17 protein-coding genes are annotated in these 19774 nt (G+C 64.9%); 7 read left to right on the forward strand and 10 right to left on the reverse strand.

The window, feature by feature from the left end:
- Positions 1–361: 361 nt before the first annotated feature.
- Genes CRO75_RS00620 through CRO75_RS00635 form a run of 4 tightly spaced genes read left to right on the forward strand, consistent with a single transcriptional unit; the run spans position 362 to position 3324 of the window.
- A complete protein-coding gene (locus CRO75_RS00620) occupies positions 362–1027 on the forward strand; it encodes an amino acid ABC transporter permease (protein WP_007925334.1) in 666 nt (221 codons plus the stop codon).
- The gene (locus CRO75_RS00625) at positions 1008–1667 is read left to right on the forward strand and encodes an amino acid ABC transporter permease (protein WP_062824021.1); all 660 of its coding nucleotides are present in this window, start codon (positions 1008–1010) and stop codon (positions 1665–1667) included. The genes CRO75_RS00620 and CRO75_RS00625 overlap by 20 nt, the downstream gene beginning before the upstream one ends.
- On the forward strand, positions 1664–2446 hold the full coding sequence (locus CRO75_RS00630; protein ID WP_009041663.1) for an amino acid ABC transporter ATP-binding protein: 783 nt from the start codon (positions 1664–1666) through the stop codon (positions 2444–2446). Before CRO75_RS00625 ends, CRO75_RS00630 begins: the two co-directional genes overlap by 4 nt.
- Entirely contained in the window at positions 2443–3324 is an 882-nt protein-coding gene (locus CRO75_RS00635; protein WP_097134146.1) for a transporter substrate-binding domain-containing protein, read from the forward strand. Before CRO75_RS00630 ends, CRO75_RS00635 begins: the two co-directional genes overlap by 4 nt.
- A 222-nt stretch (positions 3325–3546) precedes the next feature.
- On the opposite strand, the gene CRO75_RS00640 is transcribed toward CRO75_RS00635, so the two are convergent.
- The gene (locus tag CRO75_RS00640; RefSeq protein ID WP_053259241.1) at positions 3547–4743 is read right to left on the reverse strand and encodes an AAA family ATPase; all 1197 of its coding nucleotides are present in this window, start codon (positions 4741–4743) and stop codon (positions 3547–3549) included.
- 237 nt (positions 4744–4980) lie between these two features.
- On the opposite strand from CRO75_RS00640, the gene CRO75_RS00645 reads away from it, so the two are divergent.
- Genes CRO75_RS00645 through CRO75_RS00655 form a run of 3 tightly spaced genes read left to right on the forward strand, consistent with a single transcriptional unit; the run spans position 4981 to position 10204 of the window.
- Positions 4981–6075, forward strand: a complete 1095-nt coding sequence (locus CRO75_RS00645; RefSeq protein ID WP_085533342.1) for an efflux RND transporter periplasmic adaptor subunit — start codon at positions 4981–4983, stop codon at positions 6073–6075.
- A complete protein-coding gene (locus CRO75_RS00650; protein WP_092418910.1) occupies positions 6072–7142 on the forward strand; it encodes an efflux RND transporter periplasmic adaptor subunit in 1071 nt (356 codons plus the stop codon). The genes CRO75_RS00645 and CRO75_RS00650 overlap by 4 nt, the downstream gene beginning before the upstream one ends.
- Entirely contained in the window at positions 7139–10204 is a 3066-nt protein-coding gene (locus CRO75_RS00655; protein ID WP_097134147.1) for an efflux RND transporter permease subunit, read from the forward strand. Before CRO75_RS00650 ends, CRO75_RS00655 begins: the two co-directional genes overlap by 4 nt.
- Before the next feature lie 109 nt (positions 10205–10313).
- Here the strand turns inward: CRO75_RS00655 and CRO75_RS00660 are convergent, their stop codons facing one another.
- The 9 genes from CRO75_RS00660 to tcyL form a co-directional block, all read right to left on the reverse strand.
- Positions 10314–10940 (reverse strand): class I SAM-dependent methyltransferase, encoded by a 627-nt coding sequence (locus tag CRO75_RS00660; RefSeq protein WP_097134148.1) that lies wholly within the window; start codon positions 10938–10940, stop codon positions 10314–10316.
- Positions 10941–11135: 195 nt separating this feature from the next.
- On the reverse strand, positions 11136–11780 hold the full coding sequence (locus tag CRO75_RS00665; protein ID WP_007925318.1) for a methionine ABC transporter permease: 645 nt from the start codon (positions 11778–11780) through the stop codon (positions 11136–11138).
- Positions 11770–12918, reverse strand: coding sequence for an ATP-binding cassette domain-containing protein (locus CRO75_RS00670; protein ID WP_085533346.1), 1149 nt, complete (start codon positions 12916–12918; stop codon positions 11770–11772). The genes CRO75_RS00665 and CRO75_RS00670 overlap by 11 nt, the downstream gene beginning before the upstream one ends.
- Before the next feature lies 1 nt (position 12919).
- On the reverse strand, positions 12920–13729 hold the full coding sequence (locus tag CRO75_RS00675) for a MetQ/NlpA family ABC transporter substrate-binding protein (protein ID WP_009041670.1): 810 nt from the start codon (positions 13727–13729) through the stop codon (positions 12920–12922).
- Positions 13730–13889: 160 nt separating this feature from the next.
- On the reverse strand, positions 13890–15257 hold the full coding sequence (locus CRO75_RS00680) for an LLM class flavin-dependent oxidoreductase (RefSeq protein ID WP_097134149.1): 1368 nt from the start codon (positions 15255–15257) through the stop codon (positions 13890–13892).
- Positions 15257–16462: an SfnB family sulfur acquisition oxidoreductase gene (locus CRO75_RS00685; protein ID WP_097134150.1), complete on the reverse strand. Its 1206-nt coding sequence runs from the start codon at positions 16460–16462 to the stop codon at positions 15257–15259. The genes CRO75_RS00680 and CRO75_RS00685 overlap by 1 nt, the downstream gene beginning before the upstream one ends.
- Positions 16463–16486: 24 nt before the next feature.
- The gene (locus CRO75_RS00690; protein WP_097134151.1) at positions 16487–17728 is read right to left on the reverse strand and encodes an SfnB family sulfur acquisition oxidoreductase; all 1242 of its coding nucleotides are present in this window, start codon (positions 17726–17728) and stop codon (positions 16487–16489) included.
- Positions 17729–18311: 583 nt separating this feature from the next.
- Positions 18312–19073 carry an L-cystine ABC transporter ATP-binding protein TcyN gene (tcyN, locus tag CRO75_RS00695; protein ID WP_097134152.1) on the reverse strand — a complete coding sequence of 254 codons (762 nt, stop codon included), beginning with the start codon at positions 19071–19073 and terminating at the stop codon, positions 18312–18314.
- A 4-nt stretch (positions 19074–19077) separates the two neighbouring features.
- Positions 19078–19743, reverse strand: a complete 666-nt coding sequence (tcyL, locus tag CRO75_RS00700; protein ID WP_097134313.1) for a cystine ABC transporter permease — start codon at positions 19741–19743, stop codon at positions 19078–19080.
- Positions 19744–19774 lie beyond the last annotated feature (31 nt).

Genomic DNA, 19774 nt, shown 5'->3' on the forward strand with positions numbered 1-19774 from the left:
AGGCTTCATGGCCCGGCACAGGGCCTTCAGCCATTTGACGATGTCCTGCGGATCGAGAGGTTGCGGGGTATTGAGGTCGGTCATTGTTCTTATCGTCCATGTACATGTCTGGCCCGTTGAAGTCGGGGGCCGCTTGTCCGTTCCTTGGAATCAGAAAGATCCCTTACGGCGTCAGAAAAGTAGCCGGCTCAGGCGCGCATGGCAAACCCCCGCAGGTTAGTTTTTTGAGTGATATCAATATGCTTTAACGGTATTTAAATTATTGTTTTTATAGCTTTAAAGTCGATGCCTGCCGGGTGGTTACCCACCGCCCAATGGACTGCACCACCGCCGCTGTACCCCAGCGGCGTCCAGGATTGCCATGACCCTCGACTACGCTTTTATCCTCAGTACGCTGCCGGCCTTCCTCAAGGCCGTGGGCGTGACCTTGCAGGTCGGCCTGATCGCCATTGCCACCTCCCTGCTGGTGGCCCTGATCAACGCCACCATCCTGGTGTTCCGCACCCCCTACCTGCAGCGCCTGATCGGGCTGTACGTGGAGCTGGCGCGCAACACCCCGCTGCTGATCCAGCTGTTCTTCGTCTACTTCGCCCTGCCGGCGCTGGGGCTGAAGATTTCCGGGTTCGCCGCGGCGATCATCACCATGACCTTTCTCGGCGGCGCCTACCTCACCGAGGTGCTGCGCGCCGGCGTCGAAGCGGTGCCGACGGCCCAGCTGGAGTCGGGGCGCTCCATCGGCCTGTCGCACTGGCAGCTGCTGCGCTACGTGATCCTGCCGCAGGCCGGGATCCTCAGCCTGCCGTCGCTGTTCGCCAATTTCATTTTCCTGCTCAAGGAAACCACCGTGGTCTCGGCGGTGGCGGTGCCGGAGATTCTCTACACCACCAAGAGCTACATCGCCCTCTACTACAAGACCTACGAAATGCTCGCCGTGCTCACGCTGATCTGCGTGCTGCTGTTCTTGCCGCTGTCGCTGTTGCTCAGCCGTCTGGAAAGGAGGCTGCAACATGGCCAGTTCGGGTCTTGAACTGCTCTGGGTGTCCTTGCCGCAACTGGGCAAGGGCGCCGCGCAGACGTTATCGATCTCCCTGCTGAGCATCGCCTTCAGCACCGTTGGCGGCGTGCTCTATGGCGTGCTGCGGACCCTCGAGCGCAAATGGTTGAACGCCGTGCTGCGCATCTACCTGGAGCTGTTCCGGGCGATCCCGGTGCTGGTCTGGCTGTACCTGCTGTTCTTCGGTTTCCCGATCTTCTTCGGCATCAGCATCCCGAGCTTCACCTGCGCGGTGCTGGTGCTGTCGCTGTGGGGCGCCAGCGAAGTCGGCGAGGTGGTGCGCGGCGCCCTGCATTCGCTGCCCCGTGGTCAGCGCGAAGCGGGGCTGTCGATCGGCCTGTCCGACCCGCAGCTGTATGGCTACGTGCTGCTGCCCCAGGCGCTGAAACGCATGACGCCGCCGACCATTAACGTCTACACGCGGATCATCAAGACCAGCTCGCTGGCGGTGCTGATCGGCGTGGTGGACGTGATCAAGGTCGGCCAGCAGATCATCGAGCGCACCTACGAGTCGGTGCTGATCTACGGCGCCCTGTTCCTGTTTTTCTTCTTTATCTGCTACCCGCTGTCGGCCGCCTCGCGCGTGCTGGAGCGGCGCTGGACGCAAGCATGAGCGCACTGATCGAGTTCCAGGGTTTCAACAAGTTTTTCGGCGAGCAGCAGGTGCTCAAGGACATCGACCTCAAGGTCGCCCAGGGCGAAGTGGTGGTGATTCTCGGCCCCAGCGGCTGCGGCAAGTCCACCTTGCTGCGCTGCCTCAACGGCCTGGAAAAAGCCCACGGCGGCCACCTGAGATTCGCCGGCCAAGAGCTGCTGGACCCGGCCACCGACTGGCGCCAGGTGCGCCAGGACATTGGCATGGTGTTCCAGAGCTACCACCTGTTCCCGCACATGAGCGTGCTCGACAACATCCTGCTCGGCCCGCTCAAGGTGCAGAAACGCGACCGCCGCGAAGCCCGCGCCCAGGCCGAGGCGCTGTTGGAGCGGGTAGGCCTTTCGGACAAGCGCGATGCCTTCCCGCGCCAGCTCTCCGGCGGCCAGCAGCAACGCATCGCCATCGTCCGTTCGTTGTGCATGAACCCGCAGGTGATGCTGTTCGACGAGGTCACCGCGGCGCTGGACCCGGAGATGGTCAAGGAGGTGCTGCAAGTGATCCAGGGCCTGGCCCGGGACGGCATGACCCTGTTGATTGTCACCCACGAAATGGCCTTCGCTCGCGCGGTGGCCGACCGCATCGTGTTCATGGATGCCGGGCGCATCCTCGAACAGCACCCTCCCGAGATCTTCTTTACGAACCCGCGGAGCGCACGAGCGCAGCAGTTCCTGGAGAAATTCTCCTTCGTTGAAACACTGCCAAAAAAGATCCCTGCAAAGGAACTGGAGCTCTTATGAAAACTGCCAAGTCTTCGCTACTGCTACTCCCGCTGTTCGGCCTCGCCCTGCTGGCCGGCTGCGATAAATCCGCCGAAGCGCCCAAGCCCGCGGCCAGCACCAGCGCTGCCCCGGCGGCCGGCTACCTGGACAAGATCAAGGCCCGCGACAAGCTGATCGTCGGCGTGTTCACCGACAAGCCGCCGTTCGGTTTCGTCGATGAGACCGGCCGCTACGTGGGCTTCGATACCGATATCGGGCGGCAATTCGCCAAGGACCTGCTGGGCGACGAGAACAAGGTGGAGTTCGTCGCGGTGGAACCGGCCAGCCGTATTCCGTTCCTGCAGAGCGACAAGGTCGACCTGATCCTGGCCAACATGACCGTCACCCCGGAGCGCAAGGAAGCGGTGGAGTTCACCAACCCCAACCTCAAGGTTGCGGTGCAGGCCCTGGTGCCTGATGACAGCGAAGTGAAGAGCCTGAATGACCTGGCGACCCGTACCACCATCGTCACCACCGGCACCACCGCCGATATCTGGCTGACCAAGAACCACCCGGACTGGAAACTGCTCAAGTTCGAGAAGAACTCCGAGTCCCTGCAAGCCCTGGCCAACGGCCGCGGCGATGCCTATGCCCAGGACAACCTGATCCTGTTCAGCTGGTCCAAGCAGAACCCGGGTTACCGCGTACTGCCGCAGCCCCTGGGGGAGCAGGCGCCGATCGCGCCGGCGGTGAAGAAGGGCAATATCGAACTGCGTGACTGGGTCAACGCCGAGCTGGCCAAGCTGGGCGAGGACAAGTACCTGCTCAAGCTCTACGACCAGTACGTGCGCAAGGAACTGAGCGACGACACCAAGCCTGAAAGCGTGATTGTCGAAGGCGGCAAGTGGCAGGGGTGACAGTCTGTGCCTGAGCCCCTGTAGCCGCTGCCGCAGGCTGCGATAGGTCCGAAGGACCTCGGCGACCTTGAAACCGCTGCGACCGTTCTCCGAACGCGGCCCGGGTCGATCGCAGCCTGCGGCAACGGCTACAGGGATTGCATGCGACCATGCCGGTAAGCATTGCTCCCCGTAGGAGCAGGGGCGACGCCTGGTTCTTGCCCGCGATGTTTTTGAGGCCGCTCAATCCGGCCAATACCACGCCGGTTCGTCGAGCATCCCCTGGCCGACGATTTCGGTCTGGCCAAAATTTTTCTCCAGCACGATGCAGTTGCACTCCGGGTGTTGCTGCAACGCCGCGATCAACCGGCTGGCATGGGACACCACCCACACCTGGCACTGCTGCGAGGCGCGAATGATCAGGCGCGCCAAGGCCGGCAGCAGGTCCGGGTGCAGGCTGGTTTCCGGTTCGTTGAGCACCATCAGCGTCGGTGGCCGTGGCGTCAGCAGGGCGGCGACCAGCAGCAGGTAGCGCAGGGTGCCGTCCGACAACTCCGCCGCCGACAGTGGCCGCAGCAGACCGTCCTGATAGAACTGCACGCCGAACAGCCCGCCCGGCACGGCATCAATCTCCAGCCGCGAACCCGGAAAGGCGTCGCTGATGGTTTCGCGCAGCGCCTGCTGATCGCCGACCTCGATGATGGTCTGCAACGCCGCCGCCAGGTCGCGGCCGTCGTGGTGCAGCACCGGCGTGCGCGTGCCCAGCTGTGGCCGGCGCGCGGGGGCCTGGCTGTCGGTACGGAAGTGATCGTAAAAACGCCAGCCGCGAATCTGCTCGCGCAAATGCAGAACCTCGGGCGATGAACGCAGGTTGCCGACCTGGTCGAACAGGCTGTCGCCGCTGGAGGTGTGCTGCGCCAGGACTTCCCACTGCCGCCCCTGGCGTGCCCGCACCATCGGCCCCTGGCGATCCACCAGCACGCTGGCCGGGCGATACACCGGCCCGCTCCAGATGCTCTCGCGCTTGATCCGCGGGTCGAGGGTGAAGCGCGACGGAATCGGTGTGCTGTGCCCGGGCAGCATGAAATGGCCGCTCGAGTCCGGCAGCCCCAGGCCGATCGAGTAACCGAAGTCCTCGCCGGCAAAGCCCAGTTGCAGGCGCTTGACGGTTTTGCGTGGCCCGCCCTGGATCGCCACCTCGCCACGGCTCATGCGCCGGCTGATCTGTTCCGGCCCGGCCCAGAAGGTCGACTCCAGGCCGCCTTCGCTGGCCAGCGCGTTGACTACCCCGCCCTGGGCGGTTTCCGCCAGCAGGCGCAGGGCCTTGTACAGGTTGGACTTGCCGCTGCCGTTGGGGCCGGTGATCAGGTTCAGCCGCTGCAGCGGAATCACCAGTTTGTTGATCGAGCGGTAATTGGCCACTGCCAGGGTCTTGAGCATGCCGGGGCTCCTTGTGCATGGAGGCGCAGTGTGCCTGATTGGTGCCGATTGTGTAGCCGCCGCGACAGCTCCCCAGGACTTCCTGCGTTCGCTAAAGCAGCGCCCGCGTTGCGCTCGATCGCAGCCTGCGGCAGCGGCTACAGGGTTTGTGATCCCCTTGCGTGCAGCAGTGGAACCCTGTTCTAAGCTCACAGTCGTATCGTCACCTGTACGATGGCGTCGCGCCAAGGAGCCTGCATGGCTGGTCTCGAATCGAAGTGGATAGTGGGTTTGATGCTGGCTGCTCTACTGAGCGGTTGTGGCGCGGAAAAACCGAGCGAAAAGGAGCGGCCGCGGGTGCGCGTGCAGCAGGTGCAGACCCGCGATTTCGCCGCGCAGGTGACCCTGACCGGCGATGTGCAGGCGCGGGTGCAGACCGAGTTGTCGTTCCGCGTCGGCGGCAAGATCATCCAGCGCCTGGTCGACGTCGGCGACCGGGTCACGGCCAGACAGGTCCTGGCCCGGCTCGACCCGAAAGACCTGCAGACCAATGTCGATTCCGCCGCCGCCTCGGTGTTCGCCGAGCAGGCGCGGGTCAAGCAGACCAGCGCGGCCTTCGTCCGCCAGCAGAAACTCCTGCCCAAGGGCTATACCAGCCAGAGCGAATACGATGCCGCCCAGGCGGCGCTGCGTAGCAGCCAGAGCGCCCTGAGCGCGGCCCAGGCGCAGTTGGCCAACGCCCGCGAGCAACTGAGCTACACCGCGCTGATCGCCGACGCGCCGGGGGTGATCACCGCGCGCCAGGCCGAAGTCGGCCAGGTGGTGCAGGCCACGGTGCCGATCTACAGCCTGGCCCGCGACGGCGAGCGCGACGCCGTGTTCAACGTCTACGAATCGCTGCTGGTGGCCCCGCCGAAGCAAGGCGCGATCACCGTCAGCCTGCTGGACAACCCGAACATCAAGACCACCGGCAAGGTGCGTGAAGTCACCCCGGTGGTGTCGGCGCAGAGCGGCACGGTGCAGGTCAAGGTGGCCCTCGACGGCCTGCCGGCGGGCATGGACCTGGGCTCGGTGGTCAGCGCCAGCGCCCACGCGGCCGGCCAGGCCAGTGTCGAGCTGCCCTGGGCGGCGCTGACCAAGAACCTCAACGAGCCGGCCGTATGGCTGGTGGGCGAGGACGGCAAGGCTACCCTGCACACCGTCACGGTGGGGCGTTACCAGACCGGCAAGGTGATCATCAGCGACGGCCTCAAGGGCGGCGAAAAAGTGGTGATCGCCGGCGGCCAGTTGCTGCACCCGGGGATGCTCGTCGAGATCGTTGCCGAGACCGGCACCCAAGGAGCCCAGCCATGAAGCGCCTGTCCCTGCTGTTGTGCGCCGGCCTGACGCTGGGCGCCTGCTCCAAGGAAGAACCGGCGCCCGAGCCGGTGCGCCCGGTGCTGTCGTTCGAGGTGCGCGCCGAGTCCGAGGAAAGCCTCGGGCGGTTCGCCGGGAGCATCCAGGCCCGCTATGAAACCAACCTCGGTTTCCGGGTGCCGGGGCGCATCGCCAATCGTAACGTCGACGTCGGCGCCGAGGTAGGCAAGGGCGCCTTGCTTGCCACCCTCGACCCCACCGACCAGCAGAACCAGTTGCGTTCCGCCCAGGGCGACCTGGCCCGGATCGAGGCGCAATGGATCAATGCCCAGGCCAACGCCCGGCGCCAGCAGCAATTGTTCGACCGTGGCGTCGGCGCCCAGGCGCAGCTGGATATCGCCCAGACCGACCTGAAAACCACCCGCGCTTCGTTGGACCAGGCCAGGGCCGCGGTCAGCCAGGCCCGCGACCAACTCGCCTACAGCGAGCTGCGCACCGATCACGGCGGCGTGGTCACCGCCTGGAATGCCGAGGCCGGCCAGGTGGTCAGCGCTGGCCAGCAGGTGGTGACCCTGGCCCGTCCGGACATCAAGGAAGCGGTGATCGACCTGCCGGCGACGCTGGTGGACCAGTTGCCGGCCGACGTGGTGTTCAAGGTCGCCTCGCAGCTGGACCCGAGCATCAACACCACCGCCATCGTGCGTGAAATCGAACCCCAGGCGCAGAGCGCCACCCGCACCCGGCGCTCGCGCCTGACCCTCACCGAAACCCCCGAAGCGTTCCGCCTCGGCACGGCCATCAGCGTGACCCTCAGCTCCGCCATCGTCCCGCGCACCGAGGTGCCGCTGTCGGCCCTGCAGGAAGTGGACGGCCAGACCCGGGTCTGGATCGTCGACCCGCAGGCGCAGACCGTGGCGCCGCGCGAGGTCACGGTGCTCAGCCGGGACCATGATTCGGCATTGATCGGCAGCGGGATCAAAATCGGCGAGCGGGTGGTGAGCGCCGGAGTGAACAGCCTCAAACCGGGGCAGAAAGTCAAAATCGACGAGGGCAGCCCACGATGACGCCGGCCACAAAAGGGAGCTTCAATTTATCCGAGTGGGCCATCAGGCATCAGTCGTTCGTCTGGTACCTGATGTTCGTCGCCCTGCTGATGGGCGTGTTCTCCTACATGAACCTGGGGCGCGAGGAAGACCCGTCCTTCACCATCAAGACCATGGTCATCCAGACCCGCTGGCCGGGCGCGACCCAGGAGGAAACCCTCAAGCAGGTCACCGACCGCATCGAGAAAAAACTCGAAGAGCTGGACTCCCTCGACTACGTGAAAAGCTACACCCGCCCCGGCGAGTCGACGGTGTTCGTTTACCTGCGCGACACCACCAGCGGCAAGGACATTCCCGAAATCTGGTACCAGGTGCGCAAGAAGATCAACGACATTCGCGGCGACTTCCCCCAGGGCCTGCAAGGGCCGGGGTTCAACGACGAATTCGGTGACGTGTTCGGCTCGGTCTACGCCTTTACCGCCGACGGCCTGAGCATGCGCCAGCTGCGCGACTACGTGGAGCAGGTGCGCGCCGAGGTCCGCGAGGTGCCGAACCTGGGCAAGGTGGAAATGGTCGGCGAGCAGGACGAAGTCATCTACCTGAACTTCTCCACACGCAAGCTGGCGGCGCTGGGCATCGACCAGCGCCAGGTCCTGCAGAGCCTGCAATCGCAGAATGCGGTGACCCCGGCCGGGGTGATCGAGGCCGGGCCGGAGCGGATTTCCGTGCGCACCTCGGGGCAGTTCGCTTCCGAGAAAGACCTGGCCACGGTCAACCTGCGGCTCAACGAGCGCTTCTATCGCCTGGCGGATATCGCCGAGATCAGCCGCGGCTACGTCGATCCTTCGACGCCGCAGTTCCGTTTCAACGGCCAGCCGGCCATCGGCCTGGCGATCGCCATGAAGAAGGGCGGCAACATCCAGGACTTCGGCAAGGCCCTGCACGCCAAGATGGACCAGCTCACCGCCGAGCTGCCGGTGGGCGTAGGCGTACACACGGTGTCGGACCAGGCCGAGGTGGTGGAAAAAGCCGTCGGCGGCTTTACCAGCGCGCTGTTCGAGGCGGTGGTGATCGTGCTGGTGGTGAGTTTCGTCAGCCTGGGCGTGCGCGCCGGGCTGGTGGTGGCGTGCTCGATCCCGTTGGTGCTGGCGATGGTCTTCGTCTTCATGGAATACAGCGGCATCACCATGCAGCGGATTTCCCTCGGTGCGTTGATCATCGCCCTGGGCCTTCTGGTGGACGACGCGATGATCACCGTGGAGATGATGGTCACGCGCCTGGAGATGGGCGAGAGCAAGGAGCAGGCGGCGACCTTCGCCTACACCTCCACGGCCTTCCCGATGCTCACCGGGACCCTGGTGACGGTCGCCGGCTTCGTGCCCATCGGCCTCAACGCCAGTTCCGCCGGCGAGTACACCTTCACCCTGTTCGCGGTGATCGCCGTGGCCATGCTGGTGTCGTGGATAGTCGCCGTGCTGTTCGCCCCGGTGATCGGCGTGCATATCCTCAGCACCCATGTGAAGCCCCATTCCGAGGAGCCGGGCCGCATCGGCCGCGCCTTCAACGGCGGCCTGCTGTGGGCCATGCGCAACCGCTGGTGGGCCATCGGTATCACCGTCCTGGCGTTCGTGCTGTCGGTGGTCGGCATGCGCTTCGTGCAGAACCAGTTCTTCCCGTCCTCGGATCGGCCGGAGATTCTCGTCGACCTCAACCTGCCGCAGAGCGCCTCGATCGCCGAGACCCGCATGGCGGTGGATCGCCTGGAGGCGACCCTCAAGGACGATCCGGACATCGTGCGCTGGAGCACTTACATCGGCGAAGGCGCGATCCGTTTCTACCTGCCGCTGGACCAGCAACTGCAAAACCCCTACTACGCGCAGCTGGTGATCGTCAGCAAGGGCCTGGAGTCGCGCACGGCGCTGACCGAACGCCTGAAAAAACGCCTGCGCGACGACTTCGTCGGCATCGGCAGCTACGTCCAGGCCCTGGAAATGGGCCCGCCGGTGGGGCGGCCGATCCAGTACCGGGTCAGCGGCAAGGACATCGACCAGGTGCGCAAGCACGCCATCGAGCTGGCCACCGAACTGGACAAGAACGCGCACATCGGCGAGATCATCTACGACTGGAACGAGCCGGGCAAAGTGCTGCGCATCGACATCGCCCAGGACAAGGCCCGCCAGTTGGGGCTGTCTTCGGAGGACGTGGCGCAGTTGATGAACAGCATCGTCAGTGGCTCCACCGTGACCCAGGTGCATGACGACATCTACCTGATCAACGTGGTCGGCCGGGCCGACGACAACGAGCGTGGTTCCCCGGAAACCCTGCAGAACCTGCAGATCGTCAACCCCAACGGCACCTCGATTCCGCTGCTGGCCTTCGCCACCGTGCGTTACGAACTGGAGCAGCCGCTGGTCTGGCGCCGTGACCGCAAGCCGACCATCACCATCAAGGCCTCGGTGCGTGATGAAATCCAGCCGACCGACCTGGTCAGGTTGCTCAAGCCCGACATCGACAAGTTCGCCGCCAGCCTGCCGGTCGGTTATTCGGTGGCCACCGGCGGTACGGTGGAGGAGAGCGGCAAGGCCCAGGGGCCGATCGCCAAGGTGGTGCCGTTGATGCTGTTCCTCATGGCGACTTTCCTGATGATCCAGCTGCACAGCGTGCAGAAGCTGTTCCTGGTGGCCAGCGTCGCGCCCCTGGGGCTGATCGGCGTGGTCCTGGCCCTGGTGCCGACGGGCACGCCCATGGGCTTTGTGGCGATCCTCGGGATTCTCGCGCTGATCGGCATCATCATCCGCAACTCGGTGATCCTGGTGACCCAGATCGATGAGTTCGAGCACGCCGGGTATTCACCCTGGGATGCGGTGGTGCAAGCCACCGAGCACCGGCGCCGGCCGATCCTGCTGACCGCCGCGGCGGCCAGCCTGGGCATGATCCCCATCGCTCGGGAAGTGTTCTGGGGGCCGATGGCCTACGCCATGATCGGCGGCATCATCGTCGCCACCCTGCTGACGCTGCTGTTCCTGCCGGCGCTGTATGTGGCCTGGTACAAGATCAAGGAGCCGAAGAAGGAGGCAGCCTGAGGACCGCTATCGCGAGCAATCGAGCGTCGACCGGCTGCTCCTACAGGGGAATGTGTTCAATCTGTAGGAGCGAGCGTGCTCGCGAAAAAGGCTCAATAACGACGCAGGCTCAAGCCTTGCGCCACACGCTCGCCAGCCACGGCTGCTGCTCCCGCGGCAGGCCGGCGGGCCGGTAGTAATGCTCCAGCTCGACAAACCCCGCCGCGGTGAGCAATTGCTGCCAGGCCGCCAGGTCGTGGTAGGCGCCATAACGCGCACCGTTCCAGCCTTCGCGGTTGTCGCCGCGCGGGTTGGAGCTGAACAGCACGCCGCTGGGTTTCAGCGTGGCGTGCAGTTGGCGCAGCACCCGCGGCAACTCCTGCGAGGGGATATGAAACAGCACGGCGTTGGCGAAGATGCCGTCGAAGCGCTCGGCGGGCAGGTCGAGCTTGAGAAAGTCCTGCTGCCAGACCTCGCAGCCGCTGTCGTCCCGGGCCATCTGGGCAAAACGCTCGGAGCCGTCGAGGCCGACCGCGATATGACCCAGGCGCGTGAAGGTTTGCAGGTCGCGCCCGGGACCGCAGCCGAAGTCCAGCAGGGTGAAGGGCGCCGTGCCCTGGATATGTCGAAGCAGCGCATCGATGTTCTGGCTGACATCGTGGTCGCGGGTGCCTTCGCGGAAATCTTCGGCCACCTGGTTGTAGTGACCCAGGGTGGTGGAGGTGATCTGGTCGAGGTCGGTGGGGGCGAGTTTCATGGCGGGATTCGTTGGCTGGGGATATGAGGCTGAATATACCCCATGCCCACGGCCGAAACCGTCCTGTAGCCGCTGCCGAAGTCTGCGATCGGCCTCGAAGAGGACGTGCTCTTGAAGGCCTCGAAGGTCCTTCGGGCCTTATCGCAGCCTGCGGCAGCGGCTACAGGTTATTCGTCACAACGAAGGTGGCGTTTCTCAGCGCTTGTTGAGCACCCGCGCCAGGCGGTCGCCGCCGAGCTGGATCGCCGCCACCAGGATCACCAGCAGCACGATCACCGTGAGCATGATCTGGCTGTCGAAACGCTGGTAGCCGTAGCGATAGGCGATGTCCCCCAGGCCACCGGCGCCGATGGCCCCGGCCATGGCCGAGGAGTTGATCATGGTCACCAGGGTGATGGTGAAGCCGCCGACGATGCCCGGCAGCGCCTCGGGCAACAGCACATGCCAGACAATGTGCCAGCGCCGGCAGCCCATGGCCTGGGCGGCTTCGATCAGGCCGTGGTCGACCTCGCGCAGGCTGACCTCGGCGATCCGCGCGAAGAACGGCGTGGCGGCGATGGTCAGTGGCACCACGGCCGCCCAGACGCCGTAGGTGGTGCCGACGATCAGCCGGGTGAAGGGGATCAGCGCCACCATCAGGATCAGGAACGGGATCGAGCGGAACAGGTTGACGAAGGCCCCCAGCACGCTGTTCAGCCTGGGCGCTTCATAGATCCCGCCCTTGCCGCTGGTGACCAAGATCACCGCCAGCGGAATGCCCGCCAGCAGCGCGATCAGCGACGACACGCCGACCATCAGGAAGGTATCGATAACGCCCTGGAGCAAGCGATCAAACCACATAACCCAGCACCTCTACCTGTTGTGTCCATTGCTTGTGCAAAAAGTGCTGCGCGCGCAAACGTTGCTCCTCGGCGCCCAGGGACGAGCCGCTGACCGCCAGCAGCAATTGCCCCAGGGCATGCCCCTGGATCCGCTCCACGCCGCCGTGCAGCAGCCGCACGCGCCCGCCCAGGGTGCCGAACAGCGCGGCCAGGTCCGGCTCGTCGCTGCTCCTGCCGGTGAACCGCACGCGTAACACCACCGCCGCGTCGGAAGACTTCGGCTGGGCCTGCAGGCGGTTTTGCAACTCTTCTGGCAAGCCGTGCTGCAAGGGCGCCAGCAGGGTCTTGCTGACCTCGTGCTGCGGGTTGCCGAACACTTCCCAGACCGGCCCCTGCTCGACGATATGCCCATGCTCGAGCACCACCACTCGGTCGCAGATATCGCGGATCACCGCCATCTCGTGGGTGATCAGGATGATGGTCAGGCCCAGGCGCTGGTTGATCTGTTTGAGCAGGCCGAGGATCGACTGGGTGGTCTCCGGGTCCAGCGCCGAGGTGGCCTCGTCGCACAGCAGGATCGCCGGGTCGTGGACCAGCGCCCTGGCGATGCCCACCCGCTGTTTCTGCCCGCCCGAGAGCTGCGCCGGGTAGGCCTTGTGCTTGTCTTTCAGGCCCACCAGTTCCAGCAGTTCGCGGACCTTGCGCTCGCGCTGTTCCTTGGGCACGCCGGCCACCTTCAGCGGCAGCTCGACGTTCTGCCACACGGTCTTGGCCGACATCAGGTTGAAGTGCTGGAAGATCATGCCGATGCGCCGGCGCAGCTCCACCAGGCGGTCTTCGTCGAAGTCGCCGATGTCCACCTGATCGATCAGCACCCGGCCGCCCGAAGGCTGTTCCAGGCGGTTGATGGTGCGGATCAGCGACGACTTGCCGGCGCCGCTGCGGCCGATGATGCCGAACACTTCGCCGCGCTGGATCGCCAGGTCGATCCCGTGCAGGGCCTGCACCGGGCCTTGCTGACCCTGGTAGGTCTTGGTCAGGCCGATGAAGCGCACGTGGGCCTGGTTCAGTTCTGGATGCAGCTCGGTCTGCTGCGCGTCCTGCCGCTGTTCGGGCGGCTGGTTCGGCGACTTGTGCGCAAGGTAGGCGACGCTCATCTCAACCTTCCCAGCCGGCTTGGTAGAGCTTGCCGTGGGCTTTGTCCAGGGCGGCGCGCACCGCCGGCGAATGCTGGTAGATATCGACGAACTTGATCAGCCGCGGGTCGGTCTTGCTCTTGGGCTGGATCACGAACTGGATCACGTATTCCTTGTGGTCGAGGCCGTCGAACAGCAGTGCCGAACTGGCATCGAAGGTCTTGGCCAGGCGGATATAGGCCGGGTAGCCCTGCACCAGGTCGGCGTCGTCATAGGCGCGTACCAGTTGCACGGCCTCGACCTGGAGGATCTTCAGCTTTTTCGGGTTGGCGACAATGTCGTCCTCGGTGGCCTTGTAGCCGACCCCCGGCTTGAGGCTGATCAGGCCGGCCTTGGCCAGCAGCTGCAAGCCGCGGCCGCTGTTGATCGGGTCGTTGGCGATGGCCACCGTGGCGCCTTCGGGCAGCTCGTCGAAGCTTTTGTATTTTTTCGAGTACAGGCCGACGTTGTTGATGATCCCCGGGGCGAACGGCACCAGGTCGAAACCGGCGGCGGCCTTGGCGTTTTCCAGGAACGGGATGTGCTGGAAGTAGTTCACGTCGATATCGCCGGCGGCCAGGCTGACGTTCGGCGCGATCCAGTCGCTGAACTCCACCAGCTCGACCTTCAGGCCCTGTTTGCCGGCCTCTTCGACGGCGGCCTCCAGGGGGATGGCGAAGGCGGCGGTGGTGCCGACTTTCAGCGGCGCGTCGGCGGCGAATACCGCGCTGGCGAACAGTCCGAGGGCGAGGGCCAGTGCTTTGACTGGGTGACTGAGGCGTTTGCTTTTCATGGTTTTGGTTCCAGTCAGTGCGTTAGATATTCGGGTGACCTGTAGCCGCTGCCGCAGGCTGCTATCGGTCTGGGCGGCATTCCGTGCGAAGAGGACATGCTCTTGAGATCGCTGGAAGGCCCTTCGGGCCTTATCGCAGCCTGCGGCAGCGGCTACAGGGTTAGTGGCGATAGGTGGATCCGCTGTGTTGCTCCGGTAATTGCGCCTCGCGCTGGAACAGCTTTTCGCGCAGGGTGCCGTTGTCGTAGGCGGTCTTGTACGAGCCGCGGCGTTGCAGCTCGGGGATCACCAGGTCGATGAAGTCGGCATAACTTTCCGGGGTGACGATGCGGGTCAGGTTGAAGCCGTCCAGGCCAGTCTCGGCGATCCAGGATTCGAGGTCGTCGGCCACCTGTTGCGGCGAGCCGACCACGGTGATGTAGCGCCCGCCCAGGGCGTGCTGGTCGAGCAGCTTGCGTCGGGTCCAGTCGTTGTTCTGCAGGTTCTTGGTGGCCGACTGGATGGCGTTGCTCTTCACGTACTGGATCGGTTCGTCGATCTCGTACTGGGAAAAGTCGATGGCGGTGGACGCCGAGAAATGCGCCACTCCGGCTTCGGCGCTGGCGTAGCTGCGGTATTCGGCGTGTTTCTTCCAGGCCAGCTCCTCGGTCGCGGCGACTATCACGTTGAGCCCCATGAACACCTTGATGTCCTCGGGATTGCGCCCGGCCGCCACGGCGCTGGCGCGGACCTTGTCCACCTGGGCGCGGGTCGAGGCTTTGTTCTGCCCGCTGATGAACACGCATTCGGCGTGGCGCCCGGCGAACAGCAGGCCGCGATCGGAACTGCCGGCCTGGAACAGCACCGGCGTGCGCTGCGGCGAGGGTTCGCATAGGTGATAGCCCTCGACCTGATAGAACTCGCCCTTGTGCTCGACCTTGTGCACCTTCTCCGGTCGGGCGTAGATCCGCTGTTCGCGGTCGTTGATCACCGCGTCGTTTTCCCAGCTGCCTTCCCAAAGCTTGTAGAGCACTTCCAGGTATTCGTCGGCCTGGTCGTAGCGCCGGTCGTGCTCGGCCTGTTCGCTCAAGCCCATGGCCTTGGCGGCGCTGTCGAGGTAGCCGGTGACGATGTTCCAGCCGACCCGGCCGCGGCTCAGGTGGTCCAGTGTCGACATGCGCCGGGCGAACAGGTACGGCGGCTCGTAGGTGAGGTTGGCGGTGAGGCCGAAGCCGAGGTTGCGGGTCACCGCGGCCATGGCCGAAACCAGCAGCAGCGGGTCGTTGACCGGCAGCTGGATCGACTCCTTGAGCGTCACGTCCACCGAGTTCTGGTAGACGTCGTAGACCCCGACGATGTCGGCGATGAACAGCCCGTCGAACAGTCCGCGCTCCAGCAGCTGCGCCAGCTCGGTCCAGTACTCGATAGTCTTGTACTGGGTCGAGGTGTCCCGTGGGTGGGTCCACAGGCCGTGGTTGATGTGCCCGATGCAGTTCATGTTGAAGGCATTGAGCAGGATCTTTTTTTTGCCTTTCTCCAGAGCACTCATCAGATAGTCCCCCGCAGTGGCGGGTTCGTCTGGTTGAGGTAGTAGTTGCCCACCGCGTGGTACTTCCAGCGCACAGGGTCGTGCAGGGTGTGCACCCGGGCGTTGCGCCAGTGACGGTCCAGGCCGTGTTCGGCCAGGGTCGCCTGGCTGCCGGCCAGCTCGAACAGGGTGCTGCCGGCGGCCAGGGATATTTCGGTGCTGATGGCGCGGGCCTCGGCGACCGCGATGGACGCGGCGGCCACGGTCTCGGCGTTGGGCTCGGCCTGGGCCGCGTCGAGGAACTCCCCGGAACGCTCCAGCAACGCCTCGGTGGCGTGCAGGCGAATGCTCAGGTGACCGAAGCTCTTGAGGGTCAGTGGGTCTTCGCTGGCCTTGTCGTTGCCGGAGTCGATCCACGGCCGGGTCTTGGTGCGCACGAAATGCAGGGCGTCCTCATAGGCGGCGCGGGCGATACCGGTGTCGATGGCTGCGTGGAGAATCTGCGCCAGCGGGCCGACGGTGGTCGGGCGCTCGAAGGCGCTCTGAAAGGGAATCACGTCCTCGGCGGCGACGAACACCTCCTCGAACACCACCGAGCCGCTGCCGGTGGTGCGCTGGCCGAAGCCGCTCCAGTCGTCGATCACGTTCAGGCCCTGGCTGCCCGCCGGGACAAAGGCCAGTTGCTGCACGCCCTGTTCATCCACCACCGAGGTGGGGATGCGCTGGGCATAGAGGGCGCCGGTGGAATAGAACTTGCGACCGTTGATGCGATAGCCGTCGCGTCCGTCCTGCACATCCCGGGTCAGGCGAGTGGTGCGGTCGTGGGCGGTCTTGGTGCCCAGCTCGGCCAGGGCATTGCCGAAGCGCTGGCCGGCCAGGACCTCGGCGTACAGGCGTTTTTTCTGCGCCTCGCTGCCGTTCACCCGCAGCACTTCGAGGGCGTAGAAATGGTTCTGCGGGATCTGCCCCAGGGAGCCGTCGGCCTGGGCGATCAGGGCGATGACCTTGGCCAGGGTGACGTTGGACACACCGGCGCCGCCGTATTCCCTGGGCACGCTGATGCCCCACAGGCCGGAGCGGGAAAAGGCTTCGAGTTCGGGGTGGGGCAGGCGGCGTTCGCGGTCGCGCAGGGCGCTGTCGCGCTTGAAATCCTCGGCCAGGTCGCTGGCGACGATCAGGGCTTGCTCATCGCTGGTTATGACCGCGACGTGTTGAGAAAGAGTCATGTACTTCTCCAGAGATCTGGTCGCTTAAATCCAGGAATGGCGAGCCGGCAGGGTGCCGTTCAGGTGATAGGTGCCGACGGCGTGGTATTTCCAGCGCACCGGATCGTGCAGGGTGTGAACCCGGGCGTTGCGCCAGTGCCGGTCGAGGTTGAACTCGGCGAGGGTGGCGCGGCTGCCGGCCAGCTCGAAGAGTTTCTCGCTGGCCAGCAGGGAGATCTCGGTGGTCAGCACCTTGGCTTCGGCCACGGCGATCGAGGCGCGGGCCGCGGACTCGGCGCTGATCGGCGCGGCGCTGACCTGGTCCAGCACCTGGCCGGCCTTGCGCAGCAGGGCCTCGGCGGCGTGCAGTTCGATTTTCAGCTTGCCGATATCGGCGATCACATACAGGTCGTCGCTGGCCCGTTCGACGTTGGCGTCGACCCACGGCCGCGAGCGTTCACGCACGAAGCTGATGGCGTCGTCGATGGCGGCGCGGGCGATGCCGGCGTCGATGGCCGCCTGGATCAGCTGCGACACCGCGCCCTGGATATTCGGCGATTCGTTGATGCGCCAGTTGTCCACCACCAGGTCGGCATCGACCCGCACGTTGTTGAGCAAAATGGTGCCGCTGGCGGTGGTGCGCTGGCCGAAGCCCGACCAGTCGTCGACGATGCGCAGCCCCGGCGTGCCGCGCCGGACGAAGGCCAGGACCTGCTTGCCGTCGTCGTTCAGCGCCTTGACCGCCACCCAGTGGGCGAACAGGGCGCCGGTGGAATAGAACTTCTGGCCATTGAGCAGGCAACCGTCGCCGTCGGCGGTGATCCGCGCCTTGAGTTCCAGGGTGTTTTTGGTCCCGCGTTCCGGGCCGGCGTTACCGATGCGCCAGCCTTCCAGCACGCTCTGGAACAGCTGCTTTTTCTGCCGTTCGGTGGCGCTGCCGAGGATCAGGTTGAGAATGCCGAACTGGTTCTGCGGGATCTGTCCCAGGGCCGGGTCGGCCGCGGAAATGATCGCGAAGACTTCGGCCAGGGTGACGAAGGAAACCTGCGGGCCGCCGTACTCACGGGGGATGGCAATACTGCCCAGGCCACTGCGGGTGAAATGTTCGATTTCCGCCCACGGCAGCTTGCGCTGCTGGTCGCGCCGGGCCGCCTGCTGGCGGGCGACGGTGGCCAGTTCATGGGCGGCTTGAAGGGCTTCTGCGTCGTTCAGCAGAACCCGTGCGGGCAACAACAGGGGGGCGACATCCAGATCGCTCTGGACATTTGCATCGGCCAGATTGGACATCAGTGCCACTCCTTGGCTGCACGCAATGCCCTGGCGATCTGCACTGGGGTGATTGTGTTCCGGACCATACCTACCTCACATCTTTGGAAGTGCCGCGCCGTGGGCGGCGAAATCGGGTTCAAGAATGTCCGGTGGTCCGGTGCATATACCCTATGCGCGTATAAAAATTAAATAAACTAACTTTTAGGAATATGCATAGAAGGGGTTTACGTATACGGCAGGTAGGAAAAGGCGAAGGGTAATGGGAGATAGATCTGAGGTCTGTAGCCGCTGGCGCAGCCTGCGCGCGGCGGCGTAGCCGTCGTAAAACCGGGGGCATACGGTTTTCCGGGCGCAATGCAGTGGCGGGCCTGGCGGCCGCTGTGTCGGAATGCCGCCCAGACCGATCGCAGCCTCGCGTTGCTCGGCAGCGGCTACAGGGGCGCGTGGTTACAAGGGAACGCAGTTTCTGTAGCCGCTGGCGTAGCCTGCGCTCGGCGGCGCAGCCGTCGTAAACCGGTGTATGCGATGTGTCTGGCGGAATGTGACGGCGGGTTTGCGTTCGCTGCACAGCCCATCCTGGGCTCGGCAGCGAGGGTGCCGCTCAGGTCTGGGGATGGCCCGAGGTGAGGAACTTGCTGAGGAATTGCCGGGTGCGTTCTTCCCTGGGGTTGGCGAACAGCGCCTTGGCTTCGCCCTGTTCGACGATCACCCCCTTGTCGAAGAAGATCACCCGGTTGGCCACGTCGCGGGCGAAGCCCATTTCGTGGGTGACGATGACCATGGTGCGCTTCTCCTCGGCCAGGCCGCGGATGGTTGCCAGCACTTCGCCCACCAGCTCCGGGTCGAGGGCCGAGGTCGGCTCGTCGAACAGGATCACTTCCGGCTCCATCGCCAGCGCCCGGGCAATCGCCACGCGCTGTTGCTGGCCGCCGGAGAGGCGCCGCGGATAGGCGTCTTCCTTGCCCGCTAGGCCAACCTTGGCCAGCAGCCCGCGACCCAGGGCCAGAGCCTGTTCGCGGGGCATCTTCTTCACCACCAGCGGGCCTTCGATGACGTTTTCCAGCGCGGTGCGATGGGGGAACAGGTTGAAGTTCTGGAACACGAAACCCACCTGCTGGCGCAGTTGCCGCACCAGGCCCTGCTGCTGGGTCAGCGGGCGGCTGCCATCGATTTCGATGTTGCCGACCTTGATCCGGCCGCTGGTAGGTTCTTCGAGGAAATTCAGGCAGCGCAAAAAGGTGGTCTTGCCCGAACCGCTGGGGCCGATGATGGCGACCACCTCGCCTTCCGCCACCGTCAGGTCGATGCCATTGAGGACGGTCTGACCCTTGAACTGCTTCGTCAGTTTTTCAACCACAATCATGGGTTCAGGACTCCTGGTCGTGCCGATTGACCCGCTCTTCCAGTCGGTTCTGCAGGTGCGCCAGCACGCTGGCCAGAACCCAGTAGATCAGCGCGGCGGCAAGATACATGGTGAAGACTTCGAAGGTCCGGGCGGTGATCAGCTGTGCCTGGCGGAACAGTTCCGGGACCTGGATGGTGGCGGCCAGGGCCGTGTCCTTGACCAGCGAGATAAAGCTGTTGCCCAGGGGCGGCAGGGCCGCGCGCATGGCTTGCGGCAGGATCGCCCGGCGCAGGGTCTGGGCCCGGGTCATGCCAATGCTGGCCGCCGCTTCCCACTGCCCGCGCTCGATGGAGCCGATGGCCGCGCGCAGGATCTCGCAGGCATAGGCCGCCATGTTCAACGAGAAGCCGATCAGCGCCGCCGGCAGTGGGTCAAGCTCGATACCCAGCTGCGGCAGGCCGTAATAGATCACGAACAGTTGCACCAGCAACGGCGTGCCGCGAAAGAACGACACATAGACGCGGGTGATCCAGCTCAGCAGCTTGAAGCGCGACAGGCGCATCAGCGCCAGGGCGAACCCCAGCGCCAATCCGAAGAACATGCCGCCGAGGCTGAGGATGACCGTGAAATACGCGCCCTTGAGCAGGAAGGGCGCGGAGTTCAGCAACAGCTGCGTGGTTTCGGCGATTTGCTGGCTCAACTGCGGGAAAGACAGTTCG

The organism is Pseudomonas sp. LAMO17WK12:I10 (assembly GCF_900215185.1).
Lineage (GTDB): Bacteria > Pseudomonadota > Gammaproteobacteria > Pseudomonadales > Pseudomonadaceae > Aquipseudomonas > Aquipseudomonas chlororaphis.